At 71.0% G+C, this 19,208-nt stretch carries 14 protein-coding genes; 8 read left to right on the top strand and 6 right to left on the bottom strand.

Annotated elements, in window-relative coordinates; all coding sequences use genetic code 11:
* Positions 1-156 precede the first annotated feature (156 nt).
* Positions 157-1,566 (top strand): MFS transporter, encoded by a 1,410-nt coding sequence (locus VFZ70_08465; protein HEX6255832.1) that lies wholly within the window; start codon positions 157-159, stop codon positions 1,564-1,566.
* Positions 1,567-1,626: 60 nt separating this feature from the next.
* Here the strand turns inward: VFZ70_08465 and VFZ70_08460 are convergent, their stop codons facing one another.
* Positions 1,627-4,197, bottom strand: a complete 2,571-nt coding sequence (locus VFZ70_08460; protein ID HEX6255831.1) for a DUF4062 domain-containing protein — start codon at positions 4,195-4,197, stop codon at positions 1,627-1,629.
* A 129-nt stretch (positions 4,198-4,326) separates the two neighbouring features.
* Between VFZ70_08460 and VFZ70_08455 the strand changes: the two genes are divergently transcribed.
* Complete coding sequence (locus VFZ70_08455; protein ID HEX6255830.1) at positions 4,327-5,643, top strand: M20/M25/M40 family metallo-hydrolase; 1,317 nt, start codon at positions 4,327-4,329, stop codon at positions 5,641-5,643.
* 27 nt (positions 5,644-5,670) lie between these two features.
* Here the strand turns inward: VFZ70_08455 and VFZ70_08450 are convergent, their stop codons facing one another.
* A complete protein-coding gene (locus tag VFZ70_08450; protein ID HEX6255829.1) occupies positions 5,671-7,311 on the bottom strand; it encodes a multicopper oxidase family protein in 1,641 nt (546 codons plus the stop codon).
* 712 nt (positions 7,312-8,023) lie between these two features.
* Between VFZ70_08450 and VFZ70_08445 the strand changes: the two genes are divergently transcribed.
* Complete coding sequence (locus VFZ70_08445) at positions 8,024-9,664, top strand: FAD-binding oxidoreductase (protein ID HEX6255828.1); 1,641 nt, start codon at positions 8,024-8,026, stop codon at positions 9,662-9,664.
* A 23-nt stretch (positions 9,665-9,687) separates the two neighbouring features.
* Here the strand turns inward: VFZ70_08445 and VFZ70_08440 are convergent, their stop codons facing one another.
* Positions 9,688-10,353: a response regulator transcription factor gene (locus tag VFZ70_08440; protein ID HEX6255827.1), complete on the bottom strand. Its 666-nt coding sequence runs from the start codon at positions 10,351-10,353 to the stop codon at positions 9,688-9,690.
* A complete protein-coding gene (locus VFZ70_08435) occupies positions 10,325-11,524 on the bottom strand; it encodes a histidine kinase (GenBank protein HEX6255826.1) in 1,200 nt (399 codons plus the stop codon). Before VFZ70_08435 ends, VFZ70_08440 begins: the two co-directional genes overlap by 29 nt.
* A gap of 193 nt (positions 11,525-11,717) precedes the next feature.
* Between VFZ70_08435 and VFZ70_08430 the strand changes: the two genes are divergently transcribed.
* Together VFZ70_08430 and VFZ70_08425 are read left to right on the top strand one after the other, a co-directional pair.
* Positions 11,718-12,860 (top strand): YbhN family protein, encoded by a 1,143-nt coding sequence (locus tag VFZ70_08430; GenBank protein HEX6255825.1) that lies wholly within the window; start codon positions 11,718-11,720, stop codon positions 12,858-12,860.
* Positions 12,861-12,916: 56 nt separating this feature from the next.
* Positions 12,917-13,735, top strand: a complete 819-nt coding sequence (locus VFZ70_08425; protein ID HEX6255824.1) for a Type 1 glutamine amidotransferase-like domain-containing protein — start codon at positions 12,917-12,919, stop codon at positions 13,733-13,735.
* On the opposite strand, the gene VFZ70_08420 is transcribed toward VFZ70_08425, so the two are convergent.
* Positions 13,690-14,310, bottom strand: a complete 621-nt coding sequence (locus VFZ70_08420; protein HEX6255823.1) for a hypothetical protein — start codon at positions 14,308-14,310, stop codon at positions 13,690-13,692. The two genes, VFZ70_08425 and VFZ70_08420, sit on opposite strands and share 46 nt — an antisense overlap.
* On the bottom strand, positions 14,292-14,633 hold the full coding sequence (locus VFZ70_08415; protein HEX6255822.1) for a helix-turn-helix transcriptional regulator: 342 nt from the start codon (positions 14,631-14,633) through the stop codon (positions 14,292-14,294). Before VFZ70_08415 ends, VFZ70_08420 begins: the two co-directional genes overlap by 19 nt.
* Positions 14,634-14,716: 83 nt before the next feature.
* Here VFZ70_08415 and VFZ70_08410 point away from each other — a divergent pair, with 83 nt between their 5' ends.
* From VFZ70_08410 to VFZ70_08400, 3 genes are all read left to right on the top strand, one after another.
* Positions 14,717-17,245 (top strand): PEP/pyruvate-binding domain-containing protein, encoded by a 2,529-nt coding sequence (locus VFZ70_08410; protein ID HEX6255821.1) that lies wholly within the window; start codon positions 14,717-14,719, stop codon positions 17,243-17,245.
* Positions 17,246-17,430: 185 nt separating this feature from the next.
* Positions 17,431-18,018 carry a hypothetical protein gene (locus VFZ70_08405; GenBank protein ID HEX6255820.1) on the top strand — a complete coding sequence of 196 codons (588 nt, stop codon included), beginning with the start codon at positions 17,431-17,433 and terminating at the stop codon, positions 18,016-18,018.
* An 11-nt stretch (positions 18,019-18,029) separates the two neighbouring features.
* On the top strand, positions 18,030-18,425 hold the full coding sequence (locus VFZ70_08400; GenBank protein HEX6255819.1) for a hypothetical protein: 396 nt from the start codon (positions 18,030-18,032) through the stop codon (positions 18,423-18,425).
* Positions 18,426-19,208 lie beyond the last annotated feature (783 nt).

The following is a 19,208-nucleotide window of genomic DNA, read 5'->3' as shown; positions in this document are numbered from 1 at the left end:
TTGCGCGAAGAACCCGCGCGAGGTCGTCGGCGCCCGGTGCCGTGGGACGGGTCGCGAGGGCGTCCCGCGCGTCCCACGGTCCTGGCGGACACCGCCGGCACAGCGCCCGGACAGCGGTCGCGTCGACGGTGTGCGCACCGACCCGGGGAGGCCACGATGCGCACCACAGCGGACAACGAGGCGACCGAGAAGACCGCCGACACCCCGCAGGAGGACGGTCGGGCCAGGAGACGCCGCGTCCGTCGCATGCTCGACGAGTGGCGGCCGTCGGCCGTCACGCTCGGCGCACCGGCGTTCCCACTCGCCGTGCTGTTCGGGCTGAACGCGGTCGACGAACTCGACCGCGCCGCCTTCGCGGTGCTCCTTCCCGACATCCGGACGCACTTCGCGCTGAGTGACGCCGCCGTGCTGGGGCTTGTGGGCGCCACCACGATCGCGATCGTGCTGATCGAGCTGCCGCTGTCGTTCGTCGCCGACCGGGCGAACCGGGTCCGGATCGCCACGGCGGGCGCGGCCCTGTGGGCCCTGTTCTCCCTCGGGACGGGCCTCGCCGCGTCGGTGGCGATGCTCGTCGCGACCCGCATCGGCGCCGGCGGCGGCAAGGCGGTCGTGACCCCGACCCACTCGTCGTTGCTGTCCGACTACTACGAACCGGCTGCGCGGGTCAAGGTCTTCGCCGCACACCGGCTCGCGAGCTCCGCCGGTCAGGTCGCCGGTCCCGTGCTGGCGGGCCTGCTCGCGTCCGCGCTCGGGTGGCGTGCGCCGTTCCTGGTGTTCGCGCTGCCCACGGTCATCCTCGTCGTCCTCGCCCTGCGGCTGCGTGAGCCGGTCCGCGGCGTGCACGAGCGGCGGGCTGCGGGGGCCGACGAGGTCACCGCGCAGCTGGAGGAAGCCGCCGAGGGCGTGTGGTCGACGATGCGCGTGCTGTGGCGGGTGCGGACGGTGCGGCGGATCTGGGCCGCGGCGCCGTTCCTCGGCATCGCGCTGTTCGGCGTGCCGAACCTGCTGTCGCTGGTCTACGAGGACGTCTTCGGTCTCACTGCGGCGCACCGCGGCTTCGTCGCCGCGGGCGTGGAGCCACTGCAGATCGTCGGGATCTTCGCGGCCATGCCCGTCGTCGCCCGGATCTCACGGAACCGGCCAGGGTTCCTGCTGGCATTCGTCGCCGTGGTGGGCATCGCCGACGGGTTGCTCCTCGTGATCCTCGCGTATGCCCCGCACGTGGCCCTGGCCGTCGCCGCCCACGCCCTGCTGGCTGCGAGCATCGGCACCCTGGTGCCGGCGTTCCTTGCTCTGGTCTCGCTGGTCGCGCCGCCGCGGGTGCGGTCCGTGGCGTTCTCCACCATGTCGCTGTTCGCCATCCCTGGGCTCGCGGTCTTCCTGCCGATGATCGGCGCCGTGTCGGACGCCCTCGGGATCCAGGCGAGCATGCTGGTCCTGGTGCCTGTGTCCATCGTCGCGGGACTGCTCGTGGCGTCGGCATCGCGCTTCGTGGCCGATGACATCGACGCCGCGCGGTCGGATTCTCTGGCCCGCGCGCTGGGTGCGGCGCCCGCGAACCCGTGAGGTTGGGGTCCCCTCAGCCGCGCACGTGCCCGACCTCGATCTGCTCAGCGCGGTGGGTGGTCATGCGCCGTCGGGGACACGCTCCGCCTCGGCTTGGCGGAGCTCACTGAGTGCCGCGCGTCCCAGTGCGACCGCTCCCGCGAAGTCCATCGCGGCGCCAAGCGCAAGCGCGCCGTCGAAGTCGTCGCCCAGCCGTCGGCGGCCGGTCGCCTGCAGCTCGGCCAGCCGCGTCGCCGCCTGCGGTGGGACACGCGTGCCCATCGACGACCGGATCGCCGTGGTCGCTCCGAGGATCGCCACGGCGCTGCGGGGTGCATGGGCACGGACGCCGAGTTCGGCGATGACCTCCAGCGTCAGGATGGTCGACGCGATGTGGCGCACCTCTGCCAGGTGCTCGAGGGATGCCCCGATCAGATCGTGCACGCCCTCGTTCTCGCCGCGGCTCATGCGGAACTGCGCGAGTGCGCCCTCGACGATCCCCAGGTCGACGACCGAGTCGATCGCCCGGGCCCGCCTCATGGCGTCCCGGAGCATCTCGTCGGTATCGTCGAACTGACGCGTGATGCCCTGCACCCAGCTCATCGCGACGAACCCGGTCGTCGCGCCGACGGCGTCGCCGATCCGCTCGAACGTGGCGACGCCGCGCCGCATGATCGCCATGCCGTCGTCCATCGCGCCCGTCATGCCGCGGACGAGGCCGACCGCGACGTCCGCGTACCCGAGGCTGCGGTCGTCGCCGGTCTCACGCGCGACCTCGGCGGCCTCCAGCAGTGCCGGTGCCGCGAACGCGTAATCACCGGACCAGATGGCGAACATGGCTCGCGCCGCGAGGACGCGTGCGCGCGGCTCGCGTCCGAGCTGCGGCGCCTGGAGGCAGCGGTCGGCCCACAGCCTGCCCTCCGTGAGGTACCCGCGCATCCACCAGAACCACCACGACTCCCAGAGGACGTCGGCCACCGGATCCGGATCATCCTTCGCGAGCGACCAGCTGAATGCCTGCCGGACGTTGTCGAGCTCGATCTCCACGGCGTCGAGCGTCGCAGGGCGCCGCCCCCCGGGCCGTCCGACGCCGGCGGCCAGCTCCAGGAATGTGCGAGCGTGGCGCGCGAGCACGGCGTCCCGTCCGGCGCTGCGGTCCAGCAGCTCCCGAGCGAACTGCCGGATGGCGCCGAGCATGGAGAAGCGGACACCGTGCTCCGCCTGTACGTCGGTGCGCACGAGGCTCTGCCCCGCGAGCGACGCGACCGCCGACATCACGTCGCCCTCGACGTCGCACACCCGCTCCGCCGACGCCAAGGTGAACCCACCCCGGAACGCGCTGAGCTGCGCGAAGGCGTCCCTGGTGGGTCCGTCCAGCAGGTCGTAGCTCCAGGCGATCGTGGCACGCAGGCTCTGGTGGCGCGCAGGCATGTCGCGCCGGGCGTCACCCAGGTCGGGGAACCGGTCCTGGAGGCGGCCGAGCAGCATCTCGGGCGTCAGGATCCTGACGGTGGCCGCGGTCAGCTCGAGCGCCAGCGGAAGGCCGTCGAGCTCACGGCAGATGGCGACGATCGCGGCCATCGCGCGTTCGTCGGGATCGAAGTCAGGCCGCACGGCTTCGACCGCGTGGACGAACAGCTGGACGGCCGCGGACTCGCGCACGCGTGCTGTCGAGGCGCCCTCGGTCGGCACCGTCAGCGGCGTCACGGGGTACTCCCGCTCGCCGCGCAGACGGAGGGCCGTGCGGCTGGTGGCGATGACCGTCAGCCGCGCGCAGCCCTCGATCAGCTCCGCCACGACCGGCGCCGCCGCCACAACCTGCTCGAAGTTGTCCAGGACGAGCAGCGTGCGCCCGTCGCCGATGGCATCGGCGACGGAGGCGACGGCAGGCGACGCGTCGGTCGCCGCGACGTCCAGGGCCGAGGCGATCGTGTCCGCCAAGAGGTCCGGCTCGCGCAACGCCGCCAGCGAGACGTAGTACGTGCCGTCGGTGAATTCTGGTGTGAGCAGGCGCGCGGTCTCGATCGCCAGGCGTGTCTTGCCGATCCCACCGGCGCCGACGAGGGTGAGCAGCCGGACGTCACCGCGCCGCAGCTGGGCGACGATCTCGGCGACGTCGGCGGCGCGCCCGAACAACGGGGTGGCCGGCCGCGGCAGCGGTGCGGGTCGGGGTCGCCGGGCGGCTCCGCTGTCGCCGGCGGGTGCGTGGAACCGTTCGGTCAGCAGCACGATCAGGTCGTTCTTGAGCAGCTCCCCCAGGTCGGCGGCGGTGGCGAACGGCTTGTACGACAGGCCGGCGTCACGCACCCGCGCGAGGAAGCCCTGCAGCTGCGGCTCCCGGTCGACGTTCGCCTGGATGTAGACGAGGCGCGGCATGCCGGTGGAGAGGAGGAACTCGTCCTCGAGGCCCGAGACCTCCATGCCCGGTGCGGTCCACCCGTAGCGACGCGCGTAGATGGCGACGAAGACGTCGCTCTGTCCGACGTAGGCGCTGTAGAGCGCGCGGGGCGGGTGCGGGCGTGCGCCGGCCTCGAACATCACCGGCGTCAGGTTGAGCGTCTCGACCGAACGCCTGGCCGCCGCCCGCTCCTTGGTCAGGTCCAGCGTCGAGGAGATGAAGACGCGCAGCCGCTGGTCGGGGGTCAGGATCACACGGTCACACTAGAGGCGGCCGTACGACCGATCCAGAGGCCCGCAGGTGCCGGCCGGTGAGCGGGGAATCGCGCGCGGGCCGCGGGATTGCCCTGGCCTTCTGCTCCGACCCGTCGGTAGGCTGCGCGCATGACGGCGGTCGAGATGTTGCAGCAGCTGGTGCGCATGCGCACGGTCAACCCACCCGGCGACGAGGCGGGGGTCGCCAAGGAGGTGGGCGCCCACCTCGCCGGCGCGGGGCTCGAGACCCGTACGCTCGTCTCTCCCGGGGGGCGCGCAAACCTCGTCGCCCGCATCGACGGGCCGCGGGACCGCCCGGCACTGGTGCTGCTGTCCCACAGCGACGTGGTGCCGGTCGAGGAAGGCCACTGGCAGCGTGACCCCTTCGGCGCCGAGGACGTCGACGGCGTCATCTGGGGCCGTGGCGCCCTCGACATGAAGGGCATCACCGTGATGCACGCGGCGGCGGCCGCCGCGCTCGCGCAATCGACCCGGACCCCGACCCGCGAGCTGATCGTCGCCGTGGCCGCGGACGAGGAGGCAGGGGGCGACGAGGGTGCACGGTGGTTGCTCGACGAACACGCCGACCTGCTCGGGTTCGGCGACGGGCGGCCACCACCCGAGGTGCTCGGCGAAGGGGCCTACGGGGTCAGCGGCATGCTCGGCGCGCCAGTGGTGCCCATCGCCCTTGGCGAGAAGACCGCCGTGTGGTTCGAGGTCATCGCGTCGGGTGACTCGGGGCACGGTGCCCTCCCGCCCCAGGACCAGGCGGCCGTCAACCTGGCCGCGATCGTCACCGACATCGCCGGCTTCCGCACGCCACGCGTGCACCCCGTCATGCGCGAGCAGTTCTCCACGCTCGCGAAGGCGGCTTCCGGTCCGATGGCCGGCATCCTGCGGGCACTCGCGTCGCCGGTCAACCCCGCGGTGGTCCGCGCCGTCGCGTCGCGGATGCGCAAGGCTGGCGTGCTCGGCCTGCTGCTGTCGGACTCGATCACCCCGACGGTCATGGCGGCCGGGTACAAGTCGAACGTCGTGCCCGGTGAGGCCCGCGCCTCGTTCGACTGTCGGCTGCTGCCGGACACCGACGTCGACCGCTTCGTGTCGTCGCTCGACAGAAGGGCGCGGCGCCGCGGCGGACGCATCGCCGACGTCGTGCAGAAGGGCCACGGTCCGGTCAGCGGCAAGGGCCCGCTGTTCCCTGTCCTCGAGCAGGCCAGCCGGGAGATCGCCCCGGGCGCCATCCCGACCGTGTCCCTGACGCCTGGGATCACCGACGTGCGATTCTTCCGCGCGCGCGGAGCGACCGGGTACGGCTGGACACCGCTCGTGTTGACGCCCGAACTGCTCGCGACGGTGCACGGCGACGACGAGCGGGTGCCCGTCGACGGGTTCGAGCGGGCGGTCGCGGTGATGTCCGACGTGGTGCTCCGCGCCTGCACGTGACGGCGCGGAGCTCGGTGCGACTACTGGTCATCTCGCCGCACTGCGGACCTGGAAGCTGAACATCATCCCGGTCTCCATGTGCTCGGCGATGTGGCAGTGCGCCATCCAGACGCCCGGGTTCGACGCGTCCAGCAGGAGGTCGACGGTCTGACCCGTGCGGACGAGCACAGTGTCCTTCCAGACCAGGTTCGGCTCGGACACGCCGTCTCTGGACAGCACCAGGAAGCGTTCCCCGTGGACGTGGAACGGGTGGTGCATGGGGTGGTCGGACTCCATCTCGTTGACCAGCCGGATCTTCACCTGGTCGCCGGCGTCGAACCTCCAATCGATGGCTGCGTTCTCGCTGCCGGTGTCCCGGTCGATCAGCTTCCACCGCATGGTGGCCGGCGTGGTCGTCCGGTTCACCTCCGGCATCAGGTCCTCCCACTCGATGCCGTCCGCCATCGCCTCCGCGTGATCGTGGTGGTGTGCGGCTGGGCCACCGGCGGCGTCTAGGTCGGGGCGCGACGCCATCAGCTTCATCCCGCACTTGGGGCACTTGCCCGGCGCGTCCCGGACGATCTCCGGGTGCATGGGGCAGACGTAGACGACCGGGCCGCCGTCGTCGGGCTCCTCGAAGTCCATCTCCGCGACCAGCGCCAGGGTCTTGTCCGGTGGCGCGTCGATGAAGCGCGCGATGCGCTCCCGTTCGGCCATGAGGTCGGGGTCGACCCGCAGCACATCGAACGCGGCGGCGGGGGCCCGGACGTCACCAGCGTCGGCGGCGTCGACGTGGACCAGCGGGTACGCGCGTCCGGGCGTCAGGTGCTGCACGGTGACCGCCCCCGCCGCATCGAACCGCACGTCGACGATCGCTCGTTCGGACGGCGCGATCACGACATCGTCGATCCACTCCTCGCGCTCGTACCGACCCGAGTCGCCGCCGACGAGCTTCATCCGCGCGCCCGGGACCGCGACCTTGAACACCCGCGTGTTGGCCGTGTTCACGAGGTGGAGGCGCACGACGTCGCCGCGTTCCACCTCGAGGCGCTGCTCGGTCTCGCCGCCGACGAGCAGCACGTTGCCGAACCGACCCATGGCGGCGTACGTCGGCCCATGGGGATCGAACGGCGCGATCCTGCCGTCCTCGATCAGGATGTCGTCGAGCGTCAGGACGACGTCGCGGTCCGCGGCGGGCCAGTAGGAAGGATCCGTCGGCTCCACGATGATGCTGCCGTACAGGCCCATCTCCTGTGCGTAGTCCTCGCGGATGTGCGGGTGGTACCAGTAGAGTCCCGCGTCGGGGAACGTCAGGCGATGGGTGTACCGCCCACCGGGCGGGATCGGCGCCTGCGTCTCGTGCGGGACGCCGTCGTACCGGTTCTCCAGGCGCAGCCCGTGCCAGTGGACCGTCGTCTCCATGCCCGTCTCGTTGGTGACGTTCACCGTGATCTGCGACCCCTGCCGCACGCGCAGCGTAGGCCCCGGGATGGAGCCGCCGTAGGACAACATGGAGACCGTGCTGTCGCCGATCCGCTTCGCGACGGGATGGATGCGAAGGTCGAACGAGCCGCCCGGCGCCACCTCGGCGATGGTCGACGGGACGGCGTCCGGGAGGGTGGCTGTGTCGGCCGGGTCTGCTGTCCTGGTAGGGGAGGGGCGGGCGTCCGCCCTGGCGTCGTTGCTCATCACGTTGCTCCTGCGTGGAACGGTCTGTGGCCGCCATCACGCTGGATGGTGGCGATGTCCGGACGCTGTCCGGGTCGTGTCCGTGGCCAGCCCTCGCGCGTGGTCGACGGTCGCCGCGCCGTGTGCGCGCAGCGATACGGACGGCAGGTGATCCTCTCCGCGTCCACGGGCGGATGGTTCTCGTGGAGGGGTCCCTGTTCGTCTCGTTCAGGAGATGACGAGGGCGAGGACAACGGCGCCGATGAGCACGGTCTGCCCGCTGTGCACGGCGATTCCGATCCATGCGCTGCGGTAGCGCTTGGTCGGTGGGCGAGGTAGAACGTGTCCCGCCATCTTCTTGTGTACCTCTGCATACAGGAGTCCCGTCGTCCGGGACGCGACCGGTACGGATGTCGACAATGGGCACAGCACACGGCGGAAAGAAGATCCGGCGCACGGTCGCAGCGTCACTGTTGGGCCTGTTGACCGTGGCCGCAATGGCGGTCCTCGCCGTCACCGCGACAGGGCAGACGGTAGGCGTGGTGGAGCTATGGCTGGCGGGAGTGCTGTGGGTGGTGCTGACGGCTATGTGGTGGATTGCGCTGTCTTGGAGACGGCGTCGCGCCCAAGATGACATTTCGTCGCAGTGACCACGGACAAGTCGTCACGCGCGACGCCGCCGGGCGAAGAAGCTGGGCAGCGGGGTGTCAAGCAATCAACGTCGCGGCGGTTGGTGGCCAGCAGGTGGAAAGCCGCAGCGGCCGCGGCAGTCCTGTACGGCGCGGTCGCGGTGGCGCGCTTCGTGGACACATACGCCGGTGAGCCTGCGCAGGCGAAGGACTGTCCGCCGCTCCACGGTGGCGAGGCGGAACTGAGGGAGACAGACGCGACGGAGGTGTTGCCGGCTCCGAAGGCGCTGCCGGTAGCGCTCATCCAGCGGGGCGGAACCATCAATGACGCCAGCTGCCTGAATCGCACACCGGTCGCCGGTGTCGTCCGGCCCGAGAGCGTCCGCGAGTTGCGGGAGGTGCTCGCGTTTGCGGCCAGTGAAGGCCTTCAGGTCACGGCGGCGGGAGCTCGCCATTCCATGGGTGGCCAGGCCTTCACACCCCACGGCCTCGTGATCGACACGCGCGGCTTCGCCGACCTGTCGATCGACGAGGAGCGCCGCACGTTGACGGCGGGCGCTGGCGCGACATGGGCACAGGTGCTCCGCTTCCTCAATCCGCAGGGTCTGTCGGTCTCGTCGATGCAAGGGGTCGACATCCTCACGGTTGGTGGCTCGGTGGCGGTCAATGCGCATGGCACCGACCACCGCGCGGGCTCGATCGCATCGACGGTGCGGTCCCTGGATGTGATGCTCGCCGATGGCGAGCTGATCCATGTCGATCGCACGAGCGAACCGGAGCTGTTCCGCGCTGTCATCGGCGGGTACGGGCTGTTCGGCGTGATCGTCTCGGTCGAGCTCGACCTCGCGCCGAACGAGGTGTACGCCTTCGACCAGCGCCTGATCACCGCCGACCAGTTCCCCGCCATCTACGAGCGACAGCTCGCACCCGACCAGCGCGTGCATCTCGCCTACGCGCACCTGTCCACCGCTGCGGGAAGCCTGATGGACGAGGCCGTCCTCTACACCTACTCCACCACCGGTGTACGCGACGAGCATCCGCCCCCGCTCGGCGAGATCGGCTGGGTGCGCAGCAGCAGGTTCATGCTGAACCTGTCCAAGACGGGTCGTGTGGGACAGTGGCTGAAGTGGGCGGGGCAGAAGCATGTGCTGCCACGGTTCCGGCCGTGCCGTGAGTCACGCAACGAGGCGCTGGCCGAGTCCGAGGCGTGCCTGATCTCCCGCAACCAGGCGCTGTACACGAGCCTGGGTGCCCTCCGCAACAAGATCCCCGACGATACCGACATTCTCCAGGAGTACTTTCTCCCACGGGACCAGACGGTGGCATTCGTCGCAGCTGCGCGACAGGTGCTCCGCGATGAGGGTCTCGTGCTGGTCAACGCCTCGATACGCGTCGTCCATGCTGATGACATCATGCTCAGCTATGCGCCGACTGACCGCTTCGCCGTCGTGTTGTACGTCAACCAGAAGACGACACCCGAAGGCGACGAGAAGATGGCGGATGCGACCCGGCGACTCGTCGACCATGCGATCGACCGCGGAGGCACATTCTATCTTCCCTACCAGCTGCGCTATGACCAGCAGCAGCTCCGCCGGGCGTATCCCGACATCGAGACGTTCTTCGCGGTGAAGCGTCGATACGACCCCGACGAACGCTTCAGCAACCACCTGTACGAGCGTTACGCCGCGTCCCGATCGACTCGGCACGGCACCGGGCGGCTGGCGCTGCACGGACTCAACTCGTAGCCGGTAGGCGGGCCAGCGCCCGGCTACCTCCCCGGTGTGACCAGGCCATGCTCGTAGGCGTAGATGACGGCGGCGACCCGATCGGGCACTCTGAGCTTGTTCAGCGCATGCGCGACGTGGGTCTTGACCGTTGACGGCTCGACGTAGAGCGCCTGGGCGATCTGACTGTTCGATTGACCACGCACCAACAGGTCGAACACATCGCGTTCGCGGGCCGTGAGACGCTCCAGCTCGGGTGGCGGTGCGCCGGGGACGTCCGGCACGTCCGCGAACGCTTCGATGACCCGACGCGTGATCTCGGGCGTGAGGAGCCCCTCCCCGCGTGCGACGGTACGGACGGCCTCGACGAGCGCATCGCCGGGCGCGTGCTTCAACAGGAACCCCGCCGCGCCGGCGCGCAGCGCGGCGAACACGTACTCGTCCAGGTCGTAGGTCGTCAGCATCAACACCCGGCTGGGCAGCGGTGGGTCGAGCGCCGTCAGCTGGCGTGTCGCCTCGACCCCGTCCATTCCGGGCATGCGGACGTCCATCAGGACGACGTCGGGACGCAGACGGCGGGTCATCGCGACCGCCTCGCCGCCGTTGCGTGCCTCTCCGACGACCTGCAGATCTGTCTCGGTCTCCAGGATCATCCGCACGCCGGTGCGGACGAGATCCTGATCATCGGCCAGCAGCACCCGGATCGTCACCGCGCTCCTTCCCACCCACCAGCGGCAGAGTGGCCCGAACCGCGAACCCACCCTGCCCCGGTGACGTCATCAACGTACCGCCGAGCACATCCACACGTTCACGCATGCCGAGCAGTCCGAGGCCTCCACCCGCAGCTCCCTCAGCCACCGCGCCCGATCCGTTGTCGGTCACGACCACGTCGAGTCGATCCGGCGCGAAGCGAAGCACGACGGTCGACCGCGTCGCGTCCGCATGCTTCAGCGTGTTGGTCAGCGCCTCCTGGACGATCCGGTACGCAGCGAGCGCCACAGGTGAGCTCAGCGCACGCCGCTCGCCTTCGATGCGCAGTTCGACGGCCAGTCCCGCCTCAGCGACCTCGGCAACCAGGCGGTCGAGCCCGTCCAACGTCGGCTGCGGCGCAAGATCGCCGTCGGCGTCATCGACGCGCAGCGCCCGCAGGATCGCGGGCATCGTCGTCAACGCCCCTCGGACGGCATCCTCGGCCAGACCCAGCGAGGACTCGGCGCGATCGGTGTCGCGCGCCAACCACCGCCGCGCCGCACTCGTGTGGAGCGCGGCGATGCCGAGGTGGTGCGCGACCTGATCGTGCAACTCCCGCGCGATGCGACGCCGTTCCTCGAGCACCGCCCGCCGCGCCTTCTCGTCGCGGTCGGCCTCCACCTGCGCGGCGTACGCGACGAGCGTGTCGACGTAGTCGCGACGCATCCGGACGTACCGCCCGACACCCCACGCCACCGCGGTCAGCGCACCCATGGGACCCATCACGATCGCATCCGCTTGAGCTGCCGCGGCGACAGCAGCACTCACCACAGCCGCAGCGGCCAGGCCGACCAACCCTGCGATCGCTGTCCGCCGGCTGCCATGGGCTCCCAGTGCGTAGGCCGCTGCCGGTGGGCCGAGGAACGATGAGGCGTTGATGTCGCCCAGTCCCTCGGCGGTGAGCAGCGCGAGGAGCGTGACCGCGAACACGACGAGCGGATGGGTGCGTCGCCACCACAGCACGCCGGCCTGGAGGACCATCAGCACGACGGACGTGAGCGGGATGTCCGAAGGCGCCGCCCGCGTCGCGATGATGAGGATGGCGAGCCCGACGATCCCCGGCAGCGCCACAGCCGTGATGACGAGGGCGTCCACGACCCGTGGAGCGACGCGCAATCGACCGTGCTGCATGCCGCAACGGTACGACTCTCGTCAGTCCGTGGCCTCCACCGGCAGCCGAGATCGGCGTCCCCTCGAATGGCGAGACGGTGGCCTGCGAACCCACCACGCGCGACGACGGGAAGTTCATGACGGCGGTGGATGGCGCGAATCGGGTCTGCACCTAGCGTCTCGTCAGCACACCACGCCGCAGGAGCCACCCGCCATGACCGTGGACACCGCCCCAGTGGGGCACGTACTCGACGCCGACCGCCCCGTCGATGGCCAGCCCGTTGCCGCCGACCAACCGGCGGCGCACGACGCCATCCCGCGGTACCGCGCGCTCGCTGGACGGGCGCTGCGGTGGTCGCTGCTCGCACTCGCGGCCGCCATGCTCGTCCGCTTCATGTCACACGGCTGGCCGGAGATCCGCGCGTCGCTGTCGCTGTTGACGGTCCAGCGGATGCCACTGTTCGCTCTGGCCGTCGTCGCCGAGACGCTGTGGGTCTACGCGATGTCACAGGTCTACCGCAGCGCCCTGATGGCGTTCGGGGGCCGTGTCCGGCGACTGACGGCGGTACGGATCTCAATGGCGGCATTCACGCTCAGCAGAGTGCTTCCGGGCGGAGGCGCCGCAGGTGGCGCGGTTGCGGCGCGGGAGCTGATCGCGCTCGGCAACCCCGCGGTCGAGACGATCCTGTCCATGCTCGCGTCATGGTGGATCACGATGACAGGGCTGGCGGCGCTGTCCGTCGCGGGCATCGCGGCTTCGGTGTTCACGGACGTCCTCCCTGCTCACCACCTGATCGTGCCGGGGATCGCGCTGGCGATCTTCGTCGGCGGCGGTGTCGCGCTGACGCTTGTCGCCCGAAGTCCACGGTCCAGCAGGCGTCTGGCGGACGTCATCGCCCGAGCCGCCGCCCGGTTCGGCCCACAGGTTGCGGCCTCTGTCGTGGACGCCTCGGTCGGGTCCGCGACCCGGCGGGTCCGCCGGGGTGGCCTGTTCGCCGTGTTCGGCTGGGGCATGGTCGTCTGGATCACCGACGCGACCGCGCTGTGGCTCGCGCTGGCCGCGTTCGGTTGGCAAGTCGAGGTCGGAGTGCTGCTCGTCGCCTACGGCGTCGCGAACATGATCAGCGCGCTGCCCGAGCTCACTCCTGGGTGGCTCGGCGTCCTCGAGGCCTCGGTCGCCGTGACCCTGTCCACCTTCGGCGTACCCAACGGGGTCGCGGTCATCGCCGTCCTCGCGTACCGACTTGTGTCGTACTGGCTACCGACCGCTGCCGGCATCCCGGCTGCGGCCAGCGTCTTCGGCGGTCGCCCGCTGACACGGTGGCGGGCTCGTCGACCGGGTCACGCGCTGGGTTGATCCGCACGCGCAGCACTGCGGCGGCTGCCGCCGCTCACTGACCAAGGACCGTCACCATGGACACGACCGCATTCAGCGCAGCCCCGACCTGGGCCGATGACCGCGGGCGCGATGTGCCGACCACCCGCCCCGGACCGATCGCGCTCCTGGGAGGACACGAGCACCGCCGGGGGATGGAGGCGATCGAGCGCCTGCTGCTCGAGCAGGTCGGCGTGGCCGCGCCGACCGTGGCCATCGTCCCGGTCGCTGCGTCGGTTCGCCAGGTCGGGATGGTCGCGGCGCTCGCGCGCACCTACTGGACGAGCCTGGGCGCCGCGGTGCGCGTCGCACTGCCCGACGCCCACGGTTCGCACCAGGCCCTTGACGCCGTCGCCTGGGCGGACGTCATCGTTCTGCCCGGTGGTGTCCCCAACCGGTTGGTGGCCACGCTCGGCGCCTCACCGGTCTGGGATCTGATCCTCGACCGCTGGCGGTCCGGGGCGGCGCTGTCGGGGTCGTCGGCCGGGGCCATGAGCCTGTTCGCGTGGCGCCTCCGGCTGTATCCGCCGCATCCGCTCGACCTCATCCCGGGACTCGGCCCGTTCGACGGCTGGGTCGCCGCCCCCCACTTCAGCCGGTTCCGAGCGGAACGCTGGGCCGCTCCGCTCGCGCACCGGTTCGGCCACCTCGGCGTGCTCGGCCTCGACGAGGGTACGGCCGTCGTCGGTCGTGGACGACGGTTCAGGGTCGTTGGGCGTGGTGCACTCACACTCATCGAGGGCGGTACGGTGACCGTCCACCGTGCGAGCGCAACGGTCGCCCTCAACCTCAACACTCCCGATGTGATCGGTCAGCCACCGGTCCTGGTTCCGCCTGCGCCAGCGCTCGCGGCATGACGCGGACCCAGCGCCGCGGGCAGCGACCGCGCCGTCCAGGCGATGCGGGTCAGGCTGGCCAGGATGGCGGCGAGCAGCGGCCATGCAAGTGGCGGGGTGATGACCGACACGGTGGCCAGCATGGCGGCGTCGAGGGTGACCAGGACCACGCCGCCTGCCGCTCCCAGCCGGGTGCGCCGGTAGCTGTGGCGGCTGGTCGTCGCGGCGAGCAGGGCCACGATCACACCGCACAGCAGCACCCCGAACACGATTCGTAGCGGGTGCGGTAGCGGCCAGGTCCAGCCGCGACCTGCGATCAGCCCGGCGGCCCAGCATGCGCCCACCACCGGCCCGCTGGCCAGCAGTCGCAGCGCCATCCGACGAGCGGGTGCGTGTGTGACGAAGGCGTCGATGATCTGGTCGGGCGTACCGAACTCGGCGGTGGCGGCGTGGGCGGCGCTCGTGGGCGGCAGCCCGGTAGCCAGGTGGTGGTGCCAGGTTTCGGTGAGCCCGTCGGCCAGTTCGTCGACCGCGCCGCCCGGCAGGCGGCCGGCGAGTTGCGCGAGGTGCTCCTCGATCAGCTGGTGGCCGGCCATGGCTGCTCGAGCAGGGTCGTGATGGTCGCGGCGAACTCCCGCCAGGTGCTGCGGTCGGCTTGGAGGCGCCGTTCGCCGCGAGCGGTCAGCTGGTAGGTGCGGCGTCGTCGACCGTCGACCGTGGACCACGTACCGTTGATCAGGCCGGCTGCCTCCAGGCGGTGCAGGGCGGGGTAGATGGTGCCGGTTGGCAGCTCGAACTGGCCGCCGCTGGCCTCCCGCAACGCCTCCATGATCGCGTAGCCGTGCCGTGGCTCACCCGCCACGGCGGCCAGGAGCAGCGCGTCGAGGTGGCCCTTGAGCAGCTGCGTGTCGGACTCCATGGCGCAACCCTAGCGCCACATAGGTAGGAATGCTACTCTTCATTGATATGTAGCGAAGCTATCTATCATGAGGAGAGGCGGACGTGTTCGTTGCGCGGCTCGGGACGGTCGGCGCCGACGATCGCGCGCGGGTTGGTGGGAAGGGCGCGAACCTCGGCGAGCTGCGCCGGCTGGGCCAGCGGGTCCCGGATGGGTTCGTCGTCACGACCGACGCGTACGCCACGGTGCTCGAGCAGGCGGGCCCGGCGTTCCGGATCAGGACGCACGTCAACGACAGCGGACGCGTCGACGGCAGTGGGTGGGCTGCGATCCGATCGGACATCGCGAGCGTGGCGATGCCCGGCCCGGTGGCGTCTGCGATCGTCGAGGCGTACGTGGCACTCGGTGGCGGGCCCGTCGCCGTTCGTTCGAGCGCGACCGCCGAGGATCTGCCTGGCGCCGCGTTCGCGGGTCAGCACGACACGTTCCTCAACGTTATCGGCGCAGACGCGGTTCTCGACGCTGTCCGGCGGTGCTGGGCGTCGTTGTGGACCGACCGCGCGATCGCGTACCGTCGCCGACGCGGCATCAGCGCCGAGCACGTGCGGATGGCGGTCGTGGTGCAGGTGATGGTGCCGGCCGACAGCGCGGGCGTCATGTTCACGGCGAACCCTGTCACGGGGGCGCGCGATGAGATCGTCATCGACGCCAGCAGCGGCCTGGGCGAGGCGGTCGTCTCGGGGCTGGTCACCCCGGACCGCTACGTGCTGGATGGGCACGGTGAGGTCCGCGAGTGGAGCCAGGGGCGTCGCGAGGTGGTCGTTCGCGGTGCCCCTGGCGGGGGTGTCACGCACGACACGACGGAGATGGACGAGGCGCGGCGACTCCCGGGCGAGATCCTGCTCGAGCTCGCGGGCCTCGGTGTGAGCGTTGCCGACCGCTTCGGTCAGCCGCAGGACATCGAGTGGGCCAGCACCGGAGGGCGGGTGTGGCTGTTGCAGACGCGGCCGATGACCGCGCTGCCTCCGCCTCCGGTGCGCCTCACCCGCGTGCAGCGGCGCACCGGCCCACCGATCCTGGAGATGCTGCCCATCCGGCCCTACCCACTGGACATGAGCGCGTGGATCGAGCCTGGCCTGGGCCGGATGGTGTCGCGGATGCTGGACGAGATGGCCGGGCTGCGCGTCGATCTGGCCGAGACGTTGCCCGAGGACGACGGGGTCGTGGACCGCTTCGTGCCACCGGCGCCCCACCCCACGCTCCGCGTGCTGACCGCCCCCGCCCGCAACATCCGCCGGATCCGACGTCATGACCCTGCCGCCTGGCAAGCGGATCCGCGGTTCGCCGCGTTCGACCAGCAGGTCCACGCGCTCGCGGCACGCGCCCTGTCGACCATGTCCTGGGGCGAACTGTCCCGGCTGCCCCGCCGCGCGTTGGACGCCCTGCACATCACCACCGACCTGCGCGTCGACTACCTGCCCACCGCCGTCGCTGCCCTGCTGCGGCTGCGCCTGATCCTGACACTGCTCGGCCGGACCGGCCTGTTCCCCGAGCTGATCCTCGGCGCGCCGACCCGCACCACCGACGCCAACCGCGCATTGACCGCCCTGGCAAGCCGCGTCCGCCCGGACGACACGCTGCGCGCGCTGTTCGCCGACCTCGACGCGCACGACCTCGCGTGCCACCTCGCCGACGCGCCCGAGCTCCACGAGTTCCGCACCGCGCTGGACGCCTTCCTCGACGCCTACGGACACCGCGAGACCAGCAGCGTGCTGCTGGTCTCATCGCCCACCTGGAGCGACGACCCGGCGACGGTGCTCGGCGCCGTCAAGGCGCTCGTCGACCAGCCACGCCGACCCGTGGATGCAGGTCGTGGCGCGCGGGCCATGCGGCAGCTCCTGCACCATCCCGTCGTCCGCCTCACCCGGTCGCAGGCGCGCCTGACCCGCATGGTGCACGCCGCCCGGACAGGGATCGCCCTGCGCGAAGACACCCACTTCCACGCCACCCGGGTCCTGCCCATCGTGCGCGGCGCACTGCTGGAGATGGGCCGCAGACTCGCCGGCGACGCGATCCTGGCCGACCAGGGTGACGTGTTCCACCTGCGGCTCGACGAACTCGAAAGACTTCCGGACCCCGCGATGGCGCCCGACGCCGACGCGGCACGCATCCGTCGCGCGGTGCGCGCCCGCGCCGCCAGACGCGAACAGTTGTCCGGCGCCCCGTTGATCTCGCCGGCCGTGCTGTTCCCTGACTCACCGGGTGACACCGATGCGCTCGTGGTCGGCGTCGCCGTGGGCGGCGGGCAGGCCACCGGACCCGTGCGCGTCATTCGTCAGCCGGCGGAGTTCGGGACGCTGCGCAGCGGCGACGTCCTCGTCTGTCCCTACACGAACCCGTCGTGGACGTCGCTGTTCCAGCGTGCGGCGGCGGTCGTCGTCGACACCGGCGGACCGACCTCCCACGCCGCCATCGTCGCCCGCGAATACGGCATCCCCGCGGTCATGGGCACAGGCACAGCAACCACGTCGCTCATCGACGGACAGGTGGTCACCGTCGACGGCGACCATGGCCACGTCACCGCCGCCGCGGGAACGACCACGCCCGTCACCCCAAGCGCACCCCGGCGATAGGGCTCGCCTCGAGCGGTCGCAGTCACCAACGTGACCGCGTCCTGCCGAACGACCCGCCGCGTGCGGGACCGGTCGGGACTGTCGACGCTGCCTGCTGAGGCCGTCTGACCTGGCCGACCGGCTCGCGGGTCGCGAATGTGGCGGCCACACGGTCGGGTCTGTGGCGTGTGACAAGGAGGGTGGCCGTGGCATCGGTCTCCGAGGGGTTGCTGCTCACGGTCGCGCAGATCGCGGCCACGCTGATCGGGCTGCTGCTGGTCGGCATGTTCTTCTACATCGAGACCGGGTTCCGGCGGCTGACCAGCCTGCAGGTGGAGGCTGGCGCGTTCCTGCGGGCGGCCACCAAGCTGGTGCTGTTGCTGTACGCGCTGGTGCTCGCGGTCTCGCTCGCGCTGGTCGCGTTCGACCCGCTCGTCGTCTCTGTGCTGTATGTGCTGTTGAGCGTGGCGGTGGTCGCCGCGCTGGCCGAGACGACCGTGCGTGCCCGACAGCTGCCAAAGGCGGTGCGGCGGCGGCACGCGGCCGCCTGGCGGGTGTGGCCGCCTACCATCACCGTGTTGGCGCTGCCCGCACTCACCGGAGGCTGGCCACTGGCCGCACCAGCGTTGACCGACGCGGTGTTCCTCGTCGGTGCGGTGGCGTTCTTCCTCACCGGCGGCCTGCTGCTGTTCGCCTTCGACCTGGCCGGCGTCGAACGCCTCGCCGCCGAAGACCCCCAGCACAGCCAGGCGGTGAGCAACGCTGCCCGCGCGCGGGCAGACGTCCCAACCTGAGGGGAGGCGCGATGTGGACGTTCACTAACGTGGTGGCGCTCGGCCTGTTCCTGTTCGGCACGACGTTCTTGTGGATGACACCTGCCATGGCCGGCACGACGCCGCCGCCGACCGGGACCGCGTGGACCCTGACGAACGTCCTGTGCTTTGCCGCGGTGATCGGCTTCACGCTCGCGGCATGGGCGGTGTACAGGCAGTACTCGTGGTGGGACACGGCCGCGCTGGTGTCCGGCGTCGTCGGGCTGGTCGCCGTCGTCCCGTTCGTCGTCGGGCAGAGCCAGCTCGATGTCGGGTTCGGCGACCTGGGCGTGCAGATCAACCTGTGGCTGCACGTCCTGGGCAGCGCGGCGGTGACCGCGATCGTGCTGCTGCCTGCCGTGCATGACTGGGTCGCACGGCGCCTGTGACACCACCCGTTGGACTCGCTTGGACTCGATCAGGGTCTGTGGCACCCCGCACGCGGAGGCCAGAGCTCGTGATCGGTGGAGCGACCGGGAGCGATGAGGACCGGCCTGACGAGGGCCTTCGAAACGGTGGTCGCTCCCGCGGGGGGCCAGGACTCGCGGACGAGCATGGCCGCGTGGCATCAGCGGCAAGTCCGCCACCCCGAAGAGCAGCAGTGAGGCCATCGTGCTGGGGTGACGCCACGAGGGCGCGACCGTACCCGCGTGATCAGCCGGGTGCTCCCGTCGGGCTGGCGGCGTCGGCGACGGTGGCCGTGCGGCGAGCGGGCCGAACCGCAGCACCCACGGGGGCATCTCATCCGACAGGCGGGGCATGACGACGCTGGGGTGGACCGCGACGGTGGTGATCCCGCGGGCTGGTAGCGGGTGCGCCGCACATCGGCGCGCCGGCTACGCAGCAGTGGGAGACCCGTGTCGTCGGCTTCCTCGACCGCACGCTGCGATGAATGGCCCGCGGATGCGGGGACCTTCGAGGGCTGAGCGAAGACCTTCAGCCCTTGGCGGTGCCCCGGGCTGGCGGGGAGCCTTGACCGGGTCGAGAGCAGAAGGAGGGGGACGTCATGTCTGCCGCGCCTCCCGTCGTCGGTCGTCGGTCGCCAACCATGACGGGTCGATCGACCAACCGCGGTCTGCGGTTCAGGTCGCTGGGCGCGTTGTTCGCGCTCGCGTTCGGCCTCGGCTGGGGGACCATGGCGGCCGTGGCGGTGTGCATCGACCAGATCGAGG

It is taken from the genome of Euzebyales bacterium, from assembly GCA_036374135.1.
Classification (GTDB): Bacteria; Actinomycetota; Nitriliruptoria; order Euzebyales; family JAHELV01; genus JAHELV01.
Note: the sequence above shows the minus strand (reverse complement) of the source record. Positions and strands in the feature narration are given on the sequence as shown.

Coding starts and splice junctions, on each gene's coding strand:
- VFZ70_08455 (HEX6255830.1), top strand. CDS start 4,327: ATGACGGCGGTCGAGATGTTGCAGCAGCTGGTGCGCATGCGCACGGTC.
- VFZ70_08435 (HEX6255826.1), bottom strand. CDS start 11,524: ATGCAGCACGGTCGATTGCGCGTCGCTCCACGGGTCGTGGACGCCCTC.
- VFZ70_08430 (HEX6255825.1), top strand. CDS start 11,718: ATGACCGTGGACACCGCCCCAGTGGGGCACGTACTCGACGCCGACCGC.
- VFZ70_08465 (HEX6255832.1), top strand. CDS start 157: ATGCGCACCACAGCGGACAACGAGGCGACCGAGAAGACCGCCGACACC.
- VFZ70_08420 (HEX6255823.1), bottom strand. CDS start 14,310: ATGGCCGGCCACCAGCTGATCGAGGAGCACCTCGCGCAACTCGCCGGC.
- VFZ70_08415 (HEX6255822.1), bottom strand. CDS start 14,633: ATGGAGTCCGACACGCAGCTGCTCAAGGGCCACCTCGACGCGCTGCTC.
- VFZ70_08400 (HEX6255819.1), top strand. CDS start 18,030: ATGTGGACGTTCACTAACGTGGTGGCGCTCGGCCTGTTCCTGTTCGGC.
- VFZ70_08450 (HEX6255829.1), bottom strand. CDS start 7,311: ATGAGCAACGACGCCAGGGCGGACGCCCGCCCCTCCCCTACCAGGACA.
- VFZ70_08425 (HEX6255824.1), top strand. CDS start 12,917: ATGGACACGACCGCATTCAGCGCAGCCCCGACCTGGGCCGATGACCGC.